The 18,332-nt window shown below is 67.0% G+C and carries 15 protein-coding genes and 1 pseudogene; 2 read left to right on the forward strand and 14 right to left on the reverse strand.

Annotation, left to right across the window (positions count from 1 at the left end; translation table 11 throughout):
• Position 1: 1 nt before the first annotated feature.
• Both Q9246_RS11785 and Q9246_RS11790 read left to right on the forward strand, forming a co-directional pair.
• Entirely contained in the window at positions 2–1,348 is a 1,347-nt protein-coding gene (locus tag Q9246_RS11785; protein WP_306397732.1) for an oxygenase MpaB family protein, read from the forward strand.
• A 110-nt stretch (positions 1,349–1,458) separates the two neighbouring features.
• Positions 1,459–4,080 (forward strand): annotated as a pseudogene (locus tag Q9246_RS11790) (hybrid sensor histidine kinase/response regulator); the annotation flags it as partial.
• Between the two features lie 142 nt (positions 4,081–4,222).
• Here Q9246_RS11790 and Q9246_RS11795 read toward each other — a convergent pair.
• The 14 genes from Q9246_RS11795 to frr form a co-directional block, all read right to left on the reverse strand.
• A complete protein-coding gene (locus Q9246_RS11795; protein WP_306397733.1) occupies positions 4,223–5,419 on the reverse strand; it encodes an EAL domain-containing response regulator in 1,197 nt (398 codons plus the stop codon).
• A 61-nt stretch (positions 5,420–5,480) separates the two neighbouring features.
• A complete protein-coding gene (locus Q9246_RS11800) occupies positions 5,481–6,266 on the reverse strand; it encodes a TrmH family RNA methyltransferase (RefSeq protein ID WP_306397734.1) in 786 nt (261 codons plus the stop codon).
• Positions 6,263–6,919, reverse strand: coding sequence for a ribonuclease HII (gene rnhB, locus Q9246_RS11805; RefSeq protein ID WP_306397735.1), 657 nt, complete (start codon positions 6,917–6,919; stop codon positions 6,263–6,265). Before rnhB ends, Q9246_RS11800 begins: the two co-directional genes overlap by 4 nt.
• A 1-nt stretch (position 6,920) precedes the next feature.
• On the reverse strand, positions 6,921–8,096 hold the full coding sequence (gene lpxB, locus Q9246_RS11810) for a lipid-A-disaccharide synthase (protein WP_306397736.1): 1,176 nt from the start codon (positions 8,094–8,096) through the stop codon (positions 6,921–6,923).
• On the reverse strand, positions 8,080–8,868 hold the full coding sequence (lpxA, locus tag Q9246_RS11815) for an acyl-ACP--UDP-N-acetylglucosamine O-acyltransferase (protein ID WP_306397737.1): 789 nt from the start codon (positions 8,866–8,868) through the stop codon (positions 8,080–8,082). The genes lpxB and lpxA overlap by 17 nt, the downstream gene beginning before the upstream one ends.
• 23 nt (positions 8,869–8,891) lie before the next feature.
• Complete coding sequence (fabZ, locus tag Q9246_RS11820) at positions 8,892–9,389, reverse strand: 3-hydroxyacyl-ACP dehydratase FabZ (protein ID WP_306397738.1); 498 nt, start codon at positions 9,387–9,389, stop codon at positions 8,892–8,894.
• The gene (gene lpxD, locus Q9246_RS11825; protein WP_306397739.1) at positions 9,386–10,435 is read right to left on the reverse strand and encodes a UDP-3-O-(3-hydroxymyristoyl)glucosamine N-acyltransferase; all 1,050 of its coding nucleotides are present in this window, start codon (positions 10,433–10,435) and stop codon (positions 9,386–9,388) included. Before lpxD ends, fabZ begins: the two co-directional genes overlap by 4 nt.
• Before the next feature lie 38 nt (positions 10,436–10,473).
• The gene (locus Q9246_RS11830; RefSeq protein ID WP_306397740.1) at positions 10,474–11,013 is read right to left on the reverse strand and encodes an OmpH/Skp family outer membrane protein; all 540 of its coding nucleotides are present in this window, start codon (positions 11,011–11,013) and stop codon (positions 10,474–10,476) included.
• A gap of 39 nt (positions 11,014–11,052) precedes the next feature.
• Positions 11,053–13,389, reverse strand: a complete 2,337-nt coding sequence (gene bamA, locus Q9246_RS11835; protein ID WP_306397741.1) for an outer membrane protein assembly factor BamA — start codon at positions 13,387–13,389, stop codon at positions 11,053–11,055.
• Between the two features lie 81 nt (positions 13,390–13,470).
• Positions 13,471–14,814 carry an RIP metalloprotease RseP gene (gene rseP, locus Q9246_RS11840; protein ID WP_306397742.1) on the reverse strand — a complete coding sequence of 448 codons (1,344 nt, stop codon included), beginning with the start codon at positions 14,812–14,814 and terminating at the stop codon, positions 13,471–13,473.
• 17 nt (positions 14,815–14,831) lie between these two features.
• Positions 14,832–16,019: a 1-deoxy-D-xylulose-5-phosphate reductoisomerase gene (ispC, locus tag Q9246_RS11845; protein ID WP_306397743.1), complete on the reverse strand. Its 1,188-nt coding sequence runs from the start codon at positions 16,017–16,019 to the stop codon at positions 14,832–14,834.
• Positions 16,020–16,031: 12 nt separating this feature from the next.
• Complete coding sequence (locus Q9246_RS11850) at positions 16,032–16,862, reverse strand: phosphatidate cytidylyltransferase (protein ID WP_306397744.1); 831 nt, start codon at positions 16,860–16,862, stop codon at positions 16,032–16,034.
• The gene (uppS, locus tag Q9246_RS11855) at positions 16,862–17,611 is read right to left on the reverse strand and encodes a polyprenyl diphosphate synthase (protein ID WP_306397745.1); all 750 of its coding nucleotides are present in this window, start codon (positions 17,609–17,611) and stop codon (positions 16,862–16,864) included. Before uppS ends, Q9246_RS11850 begins: the two co-directional genes overlap by 1 nt.
• Positions 17,612–17,767: 156 nt before the next feature.
• Positions 17,768–18,328: a ribosome recycling factor gene (gene frr / locus Q9246_RS11860; protein ID WP_306397746.1), complete on the reverse strand. Its 561-nt coding sequence runs from the start codon at positions 18,326–18,328 to the stop codon at positions 17,768–17,770.
• Positions 18,329–18,332 lie beyond the last annotated feature (4 nt).

The raw sequence follows: 18,332 nt of genomic DNA on the forward strand, positions 1-18,332 counted from the left end.
CATGCACCACGACGCCGCCCACCTGCTGTCTCCTTCACTGCGCGCCGACCCGCCAGCCGACGCCACGGTCGCCCGCATGCTGGCCGGCGCCGACGGCCCGCATGCGATCGCCGACCGCATCGCCGCCGTCAGCCGCGAGATGACGCGCTGGGAAACCAATGGCGGCCTGGCCGGCTGGCGGCCCGACCCCAGCCTCGACCCGCGCGCGGCCGGGGCACTGACCGACTACCTGGCCAGTTGCCAGGCCCTGCCCGACTGGGCCGATCCGGCGCGCATCGCGCGCGCCGAGGCGCTGTTCATGGACATGAGCATGCTGTCCTGCACCCTGCTGTTCTGCGCCAGCCTGCCCGAATGCTATGTGCTGCCCGACCTGTCGGCGGTGCTGCATGCGGCCGGCCAGCTCGAGGCCCATACCGACTACCGGGTGCGCTCCACGGCGGCGATGATCTTCCCGGTGATGCTCGAAGGCGGCCTGACCACGCCGGCGGGCGGCGGCGTGGCCCAGACGCTCAAGGTGCGCCTGATCCACGCCACCATCCGCCACCTGATCCTGCGCGGCTCGCCCGAGGACTCGCTCGGCGCCGGCCCGGTGCGCCCGCTGGCGGTGGCCGGCGGCGGCATCTACCACACCCTGTACGCCCACGGCTGGGACACGGCGCGTAACGGCATGCCCTGCAACCAGGAAGAACTGGCCTTCACCCTGCTCACCTTCAATTATGTGTTCCTGCGCGGGCTGCGCAAGCTGGGCCTGGGCCTGGCGCGCCAGGACGAGGAAGACTACCTGCACGCCTGGAATGTGCTTGGCCACGTGCTCGGCATCGAACGTTCTCTGATGGCCGATACCATGGAAGAGGCGGAACGCGCTTTCGCCGAGATCCAGGCCCGCGGCCGGCAGCTGGTGCGCGCGCCCGATCCGCGTCCGGCCCTGGCCGCGGCCCTGATGCAGGCGATGGAAAACGAGATTCCTCTGCGCCTGCTGAAACCCTTCCCGACCCTGCTCACCCGCCTGCTGTGCGGCCGCGACGCGACCCGCGACCTGGGCTTGAACGCGCGCCTGCCGCTGCTCTCGCGGTTGCTGTTCACCGGCGGCCTGGCGGCGGTGCGCGCCATCGACGCCGTGGTGCGGATATTCGTGCCCGGCTTCTCGATCAGCCGCATGCTGACCCGCGTGTTCGGCTACCGCCTGGTGACCCGCTTCCTGATGGACCAGACCCGCCCGCTGCGCCTGCCGGAAGCCCTGCTGAACGAGGTCAACGACGCCACCGAACAATGGCGCCACGACCCGAAGGCGCCGCGCTGGATGAACCGCCTCGAGGCGCGCCTGGCCGGGCGCCGGGTGACGCCATGAAGATCCTGTTCCGCCTGCCGCTTCAGTGGCTACTGTTGCCGCTGTTGTTCTTCGCCCTGGCCTTGTGCGCGCCGGGCGCACGCGCGGAGCAACTGGCGCTGGAACGCGCCATGCCCCAGGTCGAAGCCTGGCCCGGCGCCACCATCCTGCGCGACCGCGACGGCACGCTCGACGCGGCCGGCGCCCTGGCCGCGTCGTCCCGCTTCGCCCCCAGCGACCTGGCCTACGCCACCCTCGGCGTGGAGCAGGTGCCGATCTGGGTCAAGGTGCCGTTCCGGGTCGCCCCGGACGCGCCGCGCGACTGGATCGTGCAGTTCGACTTCGCCCTGCTCGACTACCTCGACGTGTACCTGGTCCAGGACGACCAGCCGCGCCAGCTGGCCAGCGTCGGCCGCCGCCAGCAACAGCACGGCGGCCTCGATGGCCGGGTGCCGGCGGTGGCGCTGGCGCTCGAGCCCGGGCGCGAGTACACGCTGCTGGTGCGGGTCGCGGCGCGCGGCCCCAAGGTGATGCCGATGAGCTTCATGCAGCCGGCGGCCTTCCACCGCGCCGCGCTGCAGGAACAGATGCTGCAGGGCCTGATGTTCGGCCTGTTCTCCTGCCTGCTGATCTACAGCCTGGGTCAGTGGGTGACCCTGCGCGAGCCGCTGTTCGGCAAGTACGCGATGCTGGCCGGCGGCATGGCCATGTACCAGGCGGTCTGGTTCGGCGTGGCCGAGCAGTTCTTCTGGCACGATAACCTGTACCTGACCACCCACGTGATGGGCCTCGCGTCCTGCGTGGCCTCGGTCGGCGCCTACCTGTTCGTCGAGCAGGCGCTGGCGCGGCCGGGCCGCGACCGCAAGTTCAGCATCCTGATGAAGACCGGCGCCGCGATCAGCTTCATCAGCGGCCTGCTGTGGATGGTCGACCTGATCGACCACCGCGTGCTGATGGCGATCGTGGCCACGGTCGGCAGCGCGCCCATGCTGTTCGGCCTCCCCGGCGCCTTCCGCCGGGTGCGCGCCGGCGACATCATCGGCACCTATTTCCTGATCGGCTGGGCCACCAGCTTCACCGGCGCCGTGATCCAGACCATGCTGATCGCCGGCACGCTGCCGGTCAATTTCTGGACCATGCACTCGCTGCAGTTCGGGGTCATGTTCGACATGCTGTTCTTCATGCGCATCCTGGGCCTGCGCACCAAGGCGATGCAGACCGCGATGCTGCAGGCCGAGGCCGAGGCGCGCATGAAGTCGGAATTCCTGGCCAATATGAGCCACGAGATCCGCACCCCGATGAACGCCATCATCGGCATGAGCCGGCTGGCCCTGATGGCCGACCCCAGCCCGCGCCTGCGCAACTACGTCTCGAAGATCCTGGGCGCCGGCGAACACCTGCTGGGCATCATCAACGACATCCTTGACCACGCCAAGATCACGGCCGGCAAGCTGGCCGTGGAGACCGTCCCGTTCGAACTCGACGAGATGCTCGAGCAGCTCTCCAGCCTGATCGGGGTCAAGACCGACGCCAAGGGCATCGAACTGATCTTCCGGGTCGGCCCCGGCGTGCCGACCCGCCTGGTGGGCGATCCGCTGCGCCTGGGCCAGGTGCTGATCAACCTGACCGGCAATGCCGTCAAATTCACCGAGCGCGGCGAGATCGTGGTCTCGGTCGAGGCCAGGGCCAGCAGCGAGGGCCGGGTCACGCTCGCGTTCTCGGTCAGCGACACCGGCATCGGCATGACCCAGGAGCAGGTCGAGCGCCTGTTCCAGTCCTTCGTCCAGGCCGACAGCTCGACCACCCGCAAGTATGGCGGCACCGGGCTCGGACTGTCGATCTCGCGCCAGCTGGTCGAGCTGATGGGCGGCCGCATCTCGGCCCAGAGCGCGCCGGGCGAAGGCAGCTGCTTCACCTTCACCGTGCCGCTCGGGATCGGCGAGGGCCCGGCCGCCACCGGCGGCGCGTCGATGCTGGCCGGGGTGCGCGCGCTGGTGGTCGACGACAGCCCGGGCGCGCGCGCCGCGCTGACCGAGATGCTGGCGAGCCTGGGCGTCCAGGCCGACACCGCGGCCTCGGGCGACGCATGCCTGGCGCTGCTGGCCGAGGCTCACGACGCCGGCCGGCCCTACCAGATCGTACTGATGGACTACCTGATGCCGGGCCTGGACGGGGTCGAGACCATCCGCCGTATTCCCGACCACGTGGCGGGCGCGCTGCCGCCGGCGATCCTGATGGTCTCGGCCGTCAACCGCGACACGGTGCTGGAAGAAGAAGGAGACTTGCCGGTCGACGCCTTCCTGCACAAGCCGGTCGGCCCGGCCCTGCTGTACCACAGCATGCTGCAGGTGCTGCATCCGCAGGCCGGCGCGGCCGGCGAGGTCCACGAACTGCCCGGCCTGGCCTTCATGGCCGACCTGCCGCGCCTGGACGGCGCCCGCATCCTGCTGGCCGAGGACAATGCCAACAACCGCGAGGTGGCGCTCGACTTCATGGCCGCCGCCCGCATGCAGGTCGACGTCGCCTTCAATGGACTGGAAGCGGTGCGCATGGCGCGCGAAGGCGACTACGACCTGGTGCTGATGGACATCCAGATGCCGGAGCTGGATGGCCTGGGCGCGGCGCGCGCGATCCGCCAGGAGAGCCGCCTGCGCCCCCTGCCGATCGTGGCGATGACGGCGCACGCGATGGCCAGCGACCGCGCGCTGAGCCGCCTGGCCGGCATGAACGACCACGTAACGAAACCGATCGATCCCGACCTGCTGTTCTGCACCCTGCTCAAGTGGATCGATCCGGCCCGCCTGCGCGGCCGCGCCACGCCGGCGGCGGCGCGCGAACGGGCCGCGCCGCCTGTCCACCATTCCGGTGCATCTCACTCTGACCCTAATTGGGCGGTTAGAAGAATTGGCGCCAGTCGGCGAGCCAGGTGGGGTAGGCGGGGGCGGACATGGGGTTGGCGATGTGGTAGCCCTGGGCGTAGGTGCAGCCGAGGCTTTGGAGGAAGTCCCAGTCCTGGCGGGTTTCGACGCCGACGGCCACTGACATGCGGTCGAGGCTGTGGGCCAGGTTCAGGCAGCTGCGCAGGACCGTGCCCAACGGACGGCGCTTCGAGGCGCCGTCGACGAAGCTGCGGTCGATTTTCAGCTCGGTGAAGGGGATTCGCGCGAGTAACTGCAGGTTCGATCTTCCGGTGCCGTAGTCGTCGATCGCGAGGCCGAAACCCATCATGCGCAGGCGGATCAGGCGCTCGATGAAGTCGGGGTTCGTGTTCAGGACCGAGGATTCGGGGATTTCGAAGGTGATGTCGCTTGGCTTGACTTTATGGCGGTCCAGCGAGGCGACGATCTGGCGTACGAAGGCGGGGTGGGCCAGCGTTTCGGGGGCGATGTTCAGCGAGATCGGGACCGGGATGCCCTGCTCTTCGAACCAGCGGCAGCGCTCCACCGACAGCTCGATCATGCTCCAGTCGAGGAAGTCGATGCGGCCGCTTTCTTCCAGCGCTTCCATGAACGATGCAGGGCCCAGCACGCCGTGCTCGGGATGGCGCCAGCGGGCGAAGGCTTCCAGGCCTTTTACCTGGCCGGTCGCGAGCTCGATCTTCGGCTGGAAGAAGGGCTCGAACTGGCGCTTCTGCAGGCCGATGCCGATCTGCTGGAACGAGAAGCGCGGGCCGCCCGGCTTTTTCGGCGGGCGCGCCAGCGGTGCGTAGTTGTCCAGCAGCGGTTTCAGCCTGGCGGCAGTGACCGGCTTGGCCAGCGCGCCCAACAGGTCCACGCCGAAGGCCTGGGCCAGGGTCTCCACCGAGAACAGCAGGTCGGCCGGCTGGGCGCCGGTGACGACCACGCGTACAGAGGCCTGGATCTCGCCCAGCTTGCGGATCAGCGCCAGGCCATCCATGCCCGGCAGGCCGAGGTCGACGATGGCGACGTTGACCGCCGGCGCCTGGCCAGCCTCCAGCGCCTGCAGCGCGAGATGCCCGTCCGCGACGTCGGTGATGCGGCTGGCGCCCAGTTGGCCCAGCATGTCCACCAGCGCCCTGCGCTGGGCCGTGTCGGCTTCCGCCACCAGAAAATGCAAATGCGCGATGTCCATCGTTGCTCCAGTTTCCCAGCCGCCAGCCTACGCGAAGCGCGGGAAGCCGTCCATAGCCAAGCTACATCTGCTGCTGGCGCAGCCCCTCGAAGAAGCACACCGCGGCGCAGGCCGCGACGTTGAGCGACTCCACCTGGCCCGCATGCGGCACCGCGACCCGGTGCGTGGCCAGGGACAGCAATTCGTCGGAGACGCCCTGCCCTTCGTGGCCCAGCACCCAGGCCACCGGCTGGCGCAAGTCCATCGCATACAGCCGCTCGGCCGCGTAGCCGCTGGTGGCCAGCACCGGCACGGTCGCAGCGCGCACCAGCGGCGCCAGTTCCACCTGCTCGAAAATCTCCAGCACGAAGTGCGCGCCCATCGCCGCGCGCAGTACCTTGGGCGACCAGCAGAAGGCGGTGCCGGGGCTGCAGTAGACCTGCTTGATGCCGGCCGCCGCGGCGCTGCGCAGGATCGAGCCGACGTTGCCCGGATCCTGCACGCCGTCCAGCAGCACGCTGGGGCCGTGCAGGCCCGGCGCGCTCGCGGGCTGCGGCGAATCGATCACGAACAGCAGGTGCACGCCATGCTCGACCTGGCTGACGGCGTTGAACAGCGCGTCCGGCAGCGCCGTCACCGGCGCATGCCGGTCTTCACAGCGCAAGACGATGGCCCGCACCTCGTCATTGCCGAGCGCTCCTTCGGACACCACGCAGTGGCGCGGCGCGCCGCGCAGGTCGAGCCAGCTCTGGCACAGGTGCACGCCGTCGAGCAGGCTTTGCCCGGCCTTGCGCCGCGCCTGCGAGCTGGTGGCGAGGCTTTTCAGGTCTTTATAGAACGCGTTGTCGCGCGAGGTGATGGTTTTCATGCGGCGATGGTCATGTCGAACAGGTCGACCTGCAGCAGGTTGCGCACCGGCGCGAACGAACGGCGGTGCGCCGGCGACGGGCCGTGCGCGCGCAGGCGCTCCAGGTGCAGCGGCGTGCCGTAGCCCTTGTGCTGGTCGAAACCGTATTGCGGGTACAGGGCGTGCAGGCGCACCAGCGCGGCGTCGCGCGCCGTCTTGGCCAGGATCGAGGCGGCCGAGATGGCGTTGACCTTGTCGTCGCCCTCCACGATCGCATGCGCGCGCACGTCCATCTGCGGGCAGCGGTTGCCGTCGATCAGGGCCAGGGTCGGCACCGTGTGCAACGCCTCCACCGCGCGCCGCATCGCCAGCATGGTCGCCTGCAGGATGTTGATGCTGTCGATTTCTTCGCACGAGCATTCGGCCACGGCCCAGGCCAGCGCATGCTCGCGAATCAAGGGAGCCAGCTCGTCGCGCCGCGCCTCGGTCAGCTTTTTCGAGTCGCGCAAGCCCTCGATCGGACGGCGCGGATCGAGGATCACGGCGGCCGCATACACCGGGCCGGCCAGCGGCCCGCGACCGGCCTCGTCGACGCCGCATACGATGTCGAGATCGGTGAAGGGCCGCAGCCGCTTGGGCAGGCCGGGATACAGGTTGACTTTCTTCTTGCTCATTTCAACGCTCGCGCGCCAGCGGCGCGCGGCCAATCACGTTCAATACTGCCTCCGCACTCATGCGTGCACTGTCGCGTAGCAGGCTGTGGTGCATCTCGAGAAAGCGCGCGGCCAGCCGCTCGCGGCCCGGCGCATCCTGCAGTTGGGCCCACACGGCGTCGGCCATCGCCTCGGGCGTGGCCGCATGCTGGATCAGTTCCGGCACCAGGAATGCGCGCGCCAGGATGTTCGGCAAGCCGATCCAGGGCTGGTAGCCCATATGGCGCATGATCGCATACGACGCCGCCATCACTTTATAGGCGATCACCATCGGCTTCTTGAACAGCGCCACTTCCAGGGTCGCGGTGCCGGAAGCGACCAGCACCGCGTCGGCGGCCGCGATCGCCGTGTGCGAGCCGGCAGCGGTCACCATCAGCTCGACGTCCTGCAAGCCAGCCTTGACCACGATCTCGTCGAAGTAGGCGCGCTGGCGCTCACCGACCATCGGCACCACGAACTTCAGGCCGGAATCCTTCGCGGCGAGCAGCTTGACCGCGCGGACATAGGGCTCGGCCAGGTACTTCAGCTCGCCCATGCGGCTGCCCGGCATCACCGTCACAACGCGCGCATCGGCCGCCAGGCCCAGCGCACGGCGCGCCGCCGCCACGTCGGGAACCAGCGGAATGGTCTCGGCCAGCGGATGCCCGATATACGTCACCGGCACGCCCGCCTCGCGATAGATCGCTTCCTCGAACGGGAAGATCACCAGCATGTGCGACACGGCGCGCTGGATCTTCTTGATCCGTCCACCGCGCCAGGCCCAGATCTGCGGCCCGATGAAGTGCACGGTCGGGATGCCGGCAGAACGCAGCTGCTCTTCCAGGCCCAGGTTAAAGCCAGGGTAGTCGGCGCCGATGAAGGCGGCCGGCCTTTCAAGCAAAAGCCGATCGCGCAAGCCGTTCTGGATGCGTTTCAGTTCGGGGTAGCGGGGAATGACTTCGAACAGGCCGCGCACCGTGAGCGTGTCCATCGGGACCTCGCTCACGAAACCCTGCTCGATCATGCGCGGCCCGCCGATGCCGTGGAAACGCGCATCCGGCAAGTGCGGCCGCAGCCCGGCCAGCAGGCGCGCGGCAAGCATGTCGCCGGATGCCTCGCCGGCTACCAGGGCCAGTGAAATATCAGCGGACGATGCCACGGGTGGCAGTGCCGAGGAACTCGCGCAGCAGGCGGATATCGCCGGCAGCCGAAGGCAGGCGCTCTTCTTCCGCCTGGAGGGCGGCCTTGGCCTCCTCCAGCGTCAGGTTCGAGCGGTACAGCAGTTTATAGGCGCTGCGGATGCCATCGAGCTGCTCGCGCGTAAACCCGCGCCGCTTCAGGCCCTCGAGATTCACGCCGCGCGCACCGGCCGGATTACCGGACACCAGCACATACGGCGGCACGTCCTGGGTCAGGCTCGTGTACATGCCGATGAAGGCATGCGCCCCGATCTTGCAGAACTGGTGCACGCCGGCATAGCCCGACAGGATCGCCCAGTCGCCCACCTGCACATGGCCCGCGAGCTGCGCATTGTTCGAGAAGATCGTGTTGTTGCCCACCTGGCAGTCGTGCGCCACGTGGACGTAGGCCGAGATCCAGTTGTCGCTGCCGACGCGCGTCACGCCCTCGTCCTGGACCGTGCCCAGGTTGAAGGTGACGAACTCGCGCACCGTGTTGCGGTCGCCGACCTCGAGGCGGGTCGGCTCGCCATTCCACTTCTTGTCCTGCGGCGCGCCGCCGATCGAACAGAACTGGAAAAACCTGTTGTCCCTGCCGATCGTCGTGTGGCCCTCGATGACCACGTGCGGGCCCACCACGGTGCCGGCGTCGATGCGCACATTCGGCCCGATGATCGAATACGGGCCGACCTCGACCGAGCTGTCCAGCTCCGCCTTCGGATCGACGATCGCGGTCGAATGAATCTTGCTCATCTTGCTGCTCCTTACTTACTGCGTTACTGCGCCGCGCCTTCCGGCCCCTTCATGGTGGCTTCGGCGGCGCCGCGGATGGTGCACATCAGCTCACCTTCGACCGCCACCTTGCCGTCGACGGTCGCCACCGCCTTGTACTTCCAGATGCCGCGCGCCACGCGCAGGATCTCGACTTCCATGCGCAGCTGGTCGCCCGGCTCCACCGGACGCTTGAAGCGCGCATTGTCGATGCCGACGAAGTACACCACCGAGTTCTCGTCCGGCTTGACATTCATGGTCATGAACGACAGGATGGCCGCGGTCTGCGCCATCGCCTCGATCATCAGCACGCCCGGCATCACCGGCTTGTGCGGGAAGTGGCCGTTGAAGAATTCTTCGTTGGCGGTGACGTTCTTGATGGCGACGATGCGCTTGCCCAGTTCGACGTCCAGCACGCGGTCGACCAGCAGCAGCGGATAGCGGTGCGGCAGGTATTCCTTGATCTGGGTGATGTCGAGGGTCTTGTTTTCCGGAGTAGTCATTTTTGTTCTGTCAGGTTTCTGATGGTTTTCTCGAGCGTGCGGATCTTGGCGCGCATCGAATCGAGGTTGCGCACGATCGCGGCGCTGCGCTCCCACTCGGCGTTCTTGGCCAGCGGGTAGAAGCCGGTGTACTGGCCCGGTTCGAGCACCGAGCGCGACACCATGCTGCCCGAGGAGATATGGACGTTGTCGGCGATCTCGAGGTGGCCCAGCACCATGGCCGCGCCGCCGAAGGTGCAGCGGCTGCCGATCTTGGCGCTGCCGGCCACGCCGACGCAGCCGGCCATCGCGGTATGCGCGCCGATGCGGCAGTTGTGGCCGATCTGGATCTGGTTGTCGAGTTTCACGCCATCTTCGATCACGGTATCGTCCAGCGCGCCGCGGTCGATCGTGGTGTTGGCACCGATGTCGACGTCGTCGCCGATCAGCACGCGGCCGGTCTGCGGGATCTTGATGTACACGCCCGCCTCCACCGCGAAGCCGAAGCCGTCGGTGCCGATCACGGCGCCCGAATGCAGGATGCCGCGCTTGCCGATGCGGCAGCGCGCATGGAAGGTCACGTTCGCGAACAGGTGGGTGTGCTCGCCGATCACGGCCTCGCGGCCGACGAAGCAGCCGGCATCGATCACCACGTGGGCGCCGATCACGGCGCCGTCCTCGATCGTCGCGTGCGGCCCGACGTGGGCGGTCGGATCGACCGTGGCGCCAGGGTGCACCACCGCGCTGGGATGCACGCCGGCCGCCGGCGCGCGCTCGCTCAGCGACACGAAATACTGCGCCGCGCGGGCGAAGTAGGCGTAGGGGTTGGTGGTGACGATGCGCGCGCCTTCATAGGTCGCGGCCACCGTCGGGTCGTCCAGCGGCGACAGGATGAGTGCCGCGGCCTGGCTCTGCGCGGCCAGTGCGCGCAGCTTGCTGTTGCTGAGGAAGCTGATGTGCGAAGCGCCGGCCGTGTCCAGGGGGGCAATGGCCTGGACCTCGAGGTCCGGGTTGCCCACCAGCTGTCCGCCGAAGCGCTCGACCAAATCGCCCAGTCGAATGCCCATCTCGGTCTTTCCAGTGTGAGTCAAAAATCGGTACTGCCTTACTTGTCGAGCAGCTTCAGGATCTTGTCGGTGATGTCGACGCGCGGGCTCACCCACGCCGCCTCGACCAGCACGGCGTCGAGTTTCTCCTGTTCGGCGACCTGCTCGACCAGCTTGTAGGCCTTTTGCGCGATCGCGGCGCGCTCTTCGTTCTTGCGCTGCTGCAGGTCTTCCTGGAACTCGCGCTGCATGCGCTCGACGTCCTTCTGCATGTTGTACAGCTCGCGCGCGCGGCGCGGGCGCTCCAGCTCCGTCAGGCCGGGCGCCTCGGCATCGAACTTCTCCGAGGCTTCCTTGTACTTGCCGACCATCTCCTCGACCGCCTTCTGGCGCTTCGAGAACTCGGCGGCCAGCTTGGCATCGGCCGACTTGGCCATCTTGGAATCGGTCATCAGGCGCTCGGTATAGACGAAACCGATGCGACTGACGGTCGCCTGCGCCTGGGCCAGTGGCGCGGCGCACACGGCGGCGAGCACCATCGAGGCGCCGAGCGCCGGCTTGACACCGACAGGTAGCGAGTCAATCAGGTTTTTCAGCATAAGTCTCTCGCAATCGTTCTTCAGGTCGCCGTGGGCGGCTTAGAAGCCTGTGCCCATCTGGAACTGGAAGCGCTCCAGGCGGTCGCCCGGCAGCGAATTCAGCGGCTTAGCATAACTCAACTTGAGCGGGCCCACCGGAGAAATCCAGGACAGGCCGATACCGGCCGAGTAGCGGAACTCGTTGAGGCGGATCTTCGCGTCTTCCTGGAACACCTGGCCGCCATCGACGAAGGTGAACCAGCGCAGGCTGCGGTCGGTGCCGCTGCCCGGGAACGGGAACTGCAGCTCGGCGTTGGCGATGATGCGTTTCGAGCCGCCGATCGCATCGTAGTAGCGCGGATCGACCACGCCCAGCGACGAGCTCTCGTAGCCGCGCACCGAACCGATGCCGCCCGCGTAGAAGTTCTTGAACACCGGGTAGGCGCTGCCGCCGATGCCCTTGCCGTAATCGAGCTCGCCGCGCAGGGCCAAGGTCATCCAGCGGGTCAGCGGTTTCCACCACTGGTGCTCGTACACGGCGCGATAGTACTTGGCGTCGCCCAGCGCATCGATCTCGAAGTTGGCGCGCTGGTAGCGGCCGCGGGTCGGGGTCACGGCGCTGTCGCGGGTGTCGCGCCCCCAGGCCGCGGTCAGCGGGATCGCATTCGTGGTCGCCTTGCCGATGCCGCTCTCCGGGCCGCCGTTCTGGCGCACGAAGGTCTGGTAAATGGTCGGCGAGGTCTGGTCGGTTTCCAGCTCGGTGCGTTCCAGGCCGGCGCCGAAGTAGACGGTGTCGGATTCGGAGAACGGCACGCCGAAGGTCAGGTTGCCGCCCATCTGGCGCACGGTGTACGAGCCGATGTTCAGTGCCGGCGGACGCGAGGTGCGCAGGTACAGCGAGAACGCGCGCGAGATGCCGTCGTCCGTGAAGTACGGATTGGTCTGCGAGAACGCGATCGTGCGGTTGTACTTGCTGGTGTTCAGTTCGATGCCGACCGTGTTGCCGCTGCCGGCGAAGTTAGCCTGCGAGATCGACGCGGTGAAGGTGAACTTCTCGGACTGCGAGAACGCGCCGCCGATCATGAAGTTACCGGTCGGTTTTTCTTCGACCGCGATGTTCACGTCGACCTGGTCCGAGGTGCCTGGCGACTCCGGCGTCTCGACCTTCACGTCCTTGAAGTAACCCAGGCGGTCGACGCGGTCGCGCGAGAGCTTCACGCGGTTCGCGTCGTACCACGAGCTTTCGAACTGGCGGAATTCGCGGCGGATCACCTCGTCGCGCGTGACCGTATTGCCCGAGATGTTCATGTGGCGCACATAGGCGCGCTTGCCCGGATCGACGAAGAAGGTGAACGCCACTTCGCGTTTCTCGCGGTCGAGTTCCGGATTGGCCGTCACGTTGGCGAAGGCGTAGCCGAAGGTGCCCAGGCGGTCCGAGATCAGCTTGTTGGTCGCTTCCTGCAGGTCGCCCACATAGGTCTTGCCCGGCTGGAGCACGATCAGGTCCTTGAGCTCCTCTTCGCGGCCGAACATCTCGCCTTCGAGCTTGACGCTCGAAACGGTGTACTGCTCGCCCTCGGTGACGTTGAGGGTCAGGTAGATGTCGCGCTTATCGGGCGTGATCGAGACCTGCGTCGATTCGACATTGGCCTCGAGGTAGCCGTGGTTCAGGTACCAGGACTTGATGGTCTCCAGGTCGCCGGTCAGCTTCTGCTTCGAATACTGGTCGGCCTTCGAGTACCAGGTGAACCAGCCCGACGGGCGCAGTTCGAGCAGCTGGCGCAGCTGCTTGTCGCTGAAGGCCTTGTTGCCGACGATATTGATGCCCTTGATCTTGGCGACCTCGCCCTCGTCGACGTTGAACATGATCGTCACGCGGTTGCGCTCGATCGGGGTCACGGTGGTGGTGATCTTGACGCCGTACAGGCCATGCGACAGGTACTGGCGCTTCAGTTCCTGTTCGGCGCGGTCGACCGAGGCCTTGTCGAAGATGCGGGTCTGGGCCACGCCGATCTCGGACAGCGCCTTGACCAGCATGTCCTTCTCGAATTCCTTGGTGCCGGTGAAGTCGACCGACGAAATGGCGGGCCGCTCCTCGACCAGCACCACCAGCACGCCGTTTTCTTCCTCGAGGCGGATGTCCTTGAAGAAGCCGGTCGCGTACAGTGCCTTGATCGCGCTCGATGCCTTGGCATCGTCGAAGGTCTCGCCCACGCGCACCGGCAGATAGCTGAACACGGTGCCTGCTTCCGTCCGCTGGATGCCTTCGACCCGGATATCCTTGACGACGAACGGGTTGACGGCCAGCGCATTGCCGGCGCACATGGCCAGCACGGCCGCGCCGATCAAGCTGCGACGAATGAACGGCAGGGCAAAACGATCTGGTTGTGATTTCATTGGCTGGATCAAAGGGTCAGTCATTTGGACAACGATTGCATTTTATTTTTTGCCGGTGCATCAGCGTCGAACCGCGGGCCGCTAGAGCAGCCGCACCAGGTCATTGAAGACGGCGAGCGCCATCAGCATGAACAGCAGGCCGACCCCGGCGCGCTGCGCGAACTCGCCGACGCGCGGTGGAAGGGGACGCCCGGTCAAAACTTCCAGCGAATAATACAGTAAATGGCCCCCATCCAGAACCGGAATTGGTAACAAATTCATTACGCCTAAGCTGATACTAATAAAGGCGATGAACTGTAAATAGCTCACGAGACCTATTCTTGCAGTCTGTCCGGCATAATCGGCGATGGTAATGGGACCGGTCACATTCTTCCACGACGCTTCTCCGGTAATCATTTTCCAGATCATTTTCAGCGTCATCACGCTGGTTTCCCAGGTCCGTTCCGCGCCGCGCACCATGGCCTCGATCGGGCCGGAACTGACGGTGACCATGTCCGGCGCCTGCGCCACCATGGCCTTGATCACGCCGCGGCCGTTCGCGTCCGGTTCCGGGGTCAGGGTCAGGGTCACCGCCACCGGCCGCCCTGCCCGTTCGACTTCCAGCGCCAGCGGCTTGCCGGGCGCGGCGCGCACCGCCTCGATGAAGGCGATGCCGTCCACCACCGGCTCGCCACCCATGCGCAGCACCAGGTCGCCGTCCTGCAGGCCGGCGCGCTGCCCTGCCCCATCCGGCATCACCTTCTCGATGCGCGGCTGCGGGCGCCACAGGTCCAGGCCCAGTTCGGCCATCACGTCGGTCTCGACGTCCAGTTGGCCGACCACCGCCGCCGGCAGGGTCGCGCTATAGCTTCCGCCGTGGGCGCTGCGCAGCTCGAGGCGGGCGTCGGCCTTGTCGACCGCCGCGTGCACGATCTGCCAGCGCAATTCGGTCCACGAGCGCACGGCATTGCCGTTCACGGCCACCACCGTATCGCCGCCGCGCACGCCGGCCTTGCGCGCCTCGGAGGCGGCCGGCGCTTCGCGCAGGCGCGCCGACGGTTCGTCCACGCCATGCATATACAGCGCGGCCATCAGGCCGATCGCGAGCAGGAAGTTGGCCAGCGGGCCGGCGGCCACGATGGCGATCCGCTTCCAGACGTTCTGGCGCGTGAACTCGCGATCCAGGTCGGCATCGTTCACGGGCGCGGTCTCGGGGTCGCGCGCATCGAGCATCTTGACGTAGCCGCCCAGCGGCAGCGCGGACAGCGCCCATTCGGTCTGGTCCTTGCCGAAACGGCGCGACCAGACCACGCGGCCCATGCCGACCGAGAAGCGCAGCACCTTGACGCCGCAGGCGCGCGCCACCAGGTAGTGACCCAGTTCGTGGATCACGATCAGGGGACCGAGCGCCAGCACGAAGGCCAGCACGGTATAAAGCATGGTCATGGCGATGGATCCGTGGTTCAGCCCTGCAGGCGCGCCGCGATGGTCGCGACGAGATCATTGGCGGCGGTGCGCGCCAGCGCGTCCTGGGCCAGCACCGCCTCGATCGACGGCGCCGGGCCGTGCGGCACGTCGTCCAGCACCTGGCCGACGACACGGTCGATATCGCGGAAACCGATACGGCGCTCGAGGAAGGCCTGTACCGCCACCTCGTTGGCCGCGTTCAGCAGCGCGGGCGCGGTGCCGCCGGCGCGCAGCGCATCAAAAGCGAGTGCCAGGCACGGGAAGCGCTCGAAGTCGGGCTTCAGGAACTGCAGCGCCGCCATCGCGGTCAGGTCGAGCTGGGCCACGCCCGAGTCGATCCGCTCCGGATACGCGAGCGCATTGGCGATCGGGGTGCGCATGTCCGGGTTGCCCAGCTGGGCCAGCACCGAGCCGTCGACGTAGGACACCATCGAGTGGATCACGCTTTGCGGGTGAATCACGACCTCGATCAGGTCGGCCGGCGCGCCGAACAGCCAGTGGGCCTCGATCACTTCGAGGCCCTTGTTCATCATGGTCGCCGAGTCGACGGAAATCTTGCGGCCCATGACCCAGTTCGGGTGCTTGCAGGCTTCGTCCGGGGTGACATGCTCCAGGGTGTGAACCTCGCGATTGAGGAACGGGCCGCCGGACGCAGTCAGCAGGATCTTCGACACGCCGGAGGCGCCCGGCACCCGCGCATACGTCGCCGGCAGCGCCTGGAAGATCGCGTTGTGTTCGCTGTCGACCGGCAGCAGGGTCGCCTTGTGCTCGCGCACGGCGTCCATGAACAGCTGGCCCGACATCACCAGCGCTTCCTTGTTGGCCAGCAGGATCTTCTTGCCGGCGCGCGCCGCGGCGAGCGTCGGCGCCAGGCCGGCGGCGCCGACGATGGCGGCCATCACGATGTCGGTGTCGGGGCTGGAGGCGATCTCGCACAGCGCCTGTTCGCCATATTCGACGCTGGTCGGCAGGTCGGCGATCAGGGCCGCCAGCTGGCGGGCGGCGTCAGGGCTGCCGACCACCGCGCGCTGCGGGCGGAACTGGCGGCAGCAGGCGGCCAGTTCTTCCACGCGCGCGTGCGCGCTGAGTGCGTACACGCGATAGCGGTCCGGGTGGCGCGCCACGACGTCGAGGGTCGAGGCGCCGATCGAACCGGTGGCGCCGAGAATGGTAATGCCTTGCATGAAAACTTCCTTCTAGAGCCGGGTGGCGATCAGGGCCGCCAGCGGCAGGACCGGCACCAGGGCGTCGATCCGGTCCAGCACGCCGCCGTGGCCGGGCAGCAGGTTGCTGCTGTCCTTCATGCCGGCGCGGCGCTTGAGCTGGGATTCGAACAGGTCGCCGACCACGCTGGCGACGACGATGAGGGCGATCACGGCCAGCATGCCGGCCCAGCCGAAGCTGGCCTGCACCCGCACCGCGAAGGTGTTGGCCAGCGCCTCGCCGCCGAACAGCACGGTGAGCGCGGCCAGCAGCAGGGTCACGATGCCGCCGCCGATGGCGCCTTCCCACGATTTGCCGGGCGAGATCGATGGCGCCAGTTTGTTCTTGCCGAAGGTCTTGCCGCACACATAGGCGAAGATGTCGGCCGACCACACGATGACCAGCACCGACAGCAGGAATAGCGCCGAATACTGGAACAGCATGACGATGGCGGCAAAGCACGCTACCAGCGCGATCGCGTACAACAGGCTGAGGAGGGTATTGCCGGTGCTGGCCAGCGGCGGCAGGCCGAGCTTGAGGGTGGGTGCGAAGCGCAAGCCCCACAGCAGTACGCCGATGGCGAACCAGAAGGTCGGATTGCCCTGCTCGCGCATGAAGAAGGCATAGGCGAAGGCCAGGGTCCAGGCCACGGCGATGACGACCGCGCTTTTCGCGCCCGGATTGAAGAGGCGGAAGCATTCCCAGATCGCCGCCCCGAAGAACAGCGAGGCGACCACCGCGAACGCCGTGGGGTGGTTGGAATACAAAACCGGCAGCAGGACTGCCAGCAGGACGAGCGCGGTGATGATCCGGGTCTTGAGCATCAGTTGGTCTTCTTCGCTACTTGGGCACTCGTCTGTCCGAAGCGCCGTTCGCGCCGCTGGAACGAGGCGATCGCGTCGTCCAGTGCCTCGGGCGTGAAATCGGGCCAGAAGGTGCTCGTGAAGTGCAGTTCGGCATACGCCAGCTGCCACAGCAGGAAATTCGAGATGCGTTCCTCGCCGCCGGTCCGGATGAACAGGTCGGGTTCGGGCGCATACGCCATCGCCAGGTGCGGAGCCAGCATTTCCTCCGTAAATTCGGTCACGCCGGGGTTGGCCTGCACCATCTTCCCCGTTGCCTGCATGATATCCCAGCGGCCGCCATAGTTGGCGCACACGGTGACGGTCAGGCGCGAATTGCCGGCGGTACGGCGCTCGGCATTGGCGATCATGTCCTGCAGCTTGGGGTCGAAGCGGCTCAGGTCGCCCACGACTTTCAGGCGAATATTATTGGCGTGCATCTTCGAGACTTCGCGCTCGAGGGCCGTCACGAACAGGCGCATCAGGAGCGAGACTTCGTCGGCCGGGCGGCGCCAGTTTTCGGACGAGAAGGCGAACAGGGTCAGGTATTCGACGCCGCGCAGCACGCAGGCTTCCACGATGCCGCGCACGGCTTCGACGCCCTTGACGTGGCCGGCCACGCGCGGTAGCAGGCGTTTAGTGGCCCAACGGCCATTGCCATCCATGATGATGGCGATATGGCGCGGCACGGCGGGCGTGTCGGGAACGGCGGTGGTCGAACTTTTGAACATCGAGAATCCAGCAGTGTTGCGCCAGCAGAGCTGCACCAGCAGGGTTGCGCCCGGATGGGCGCCTTGGCCAATCAGAATTGGACAATCATAAGGTAGGCGGACCGGCCGCGGCAAGTTGCCGGGGCCGGTCCGCGGGAAAGCCGGGCGGCTGACGCCTTACACCGTCAGGATTTCCTTCTCTTTCTCGGCCAGCAGCTTGTCGATGTCGGCCACGGCCTTGTCGGTCAGCTTCTGGATCTCGTCCGAGGCGCGGCGCTCGTCGTCTTCCGAAGCGGTTTTGTCTTTGACCATTTTCTTAAGGGCTTCGTTGGCATCGCGGCGGATATTGCGCACGGCGATCTTCGCGTCTTCGCCTTCGGACTTGGTCAGCTTGACCATCTCCTTGCGGCGCTCTTCGGTCAGCGGCGGGGTCGGCACGCGGATCATGTCGCCCTGGGACGACGGGTTCAGGCCCAGGTCGGCATCGCGAATCGCTTTCTCGATGGTCGCGGCCATTTTCTTTTCGAACGGCTGGACACCGATGGTGCGCGCGTCGACCAGGGTCAGGTTGGCCACCATCGGCAGCGCGGTCGGCGAGCCGTAGTACTCGACCATCACGTGGTCGAGGATGCCGGTGTGGGCGCGACCGGTACGGACCTTGGCCAGGTCGGCTTTCAGGGTCTCGATGGACTTGGCCATGCGCTCTTGCGCGTTCTTTTTGACGTCAGCCAGGGACATGCTG

The sequence above is a fragment of the Telluria beijingensis genome (assembly GCF_030770395.1).
Taxonomy (GTDB): domain Bacteria; phylum Pseudomonadota; class Gammaproteobacteria; order Burkholderiales; family Burkholderiaceae_D; genus Telluria; species Telluria beijingensis.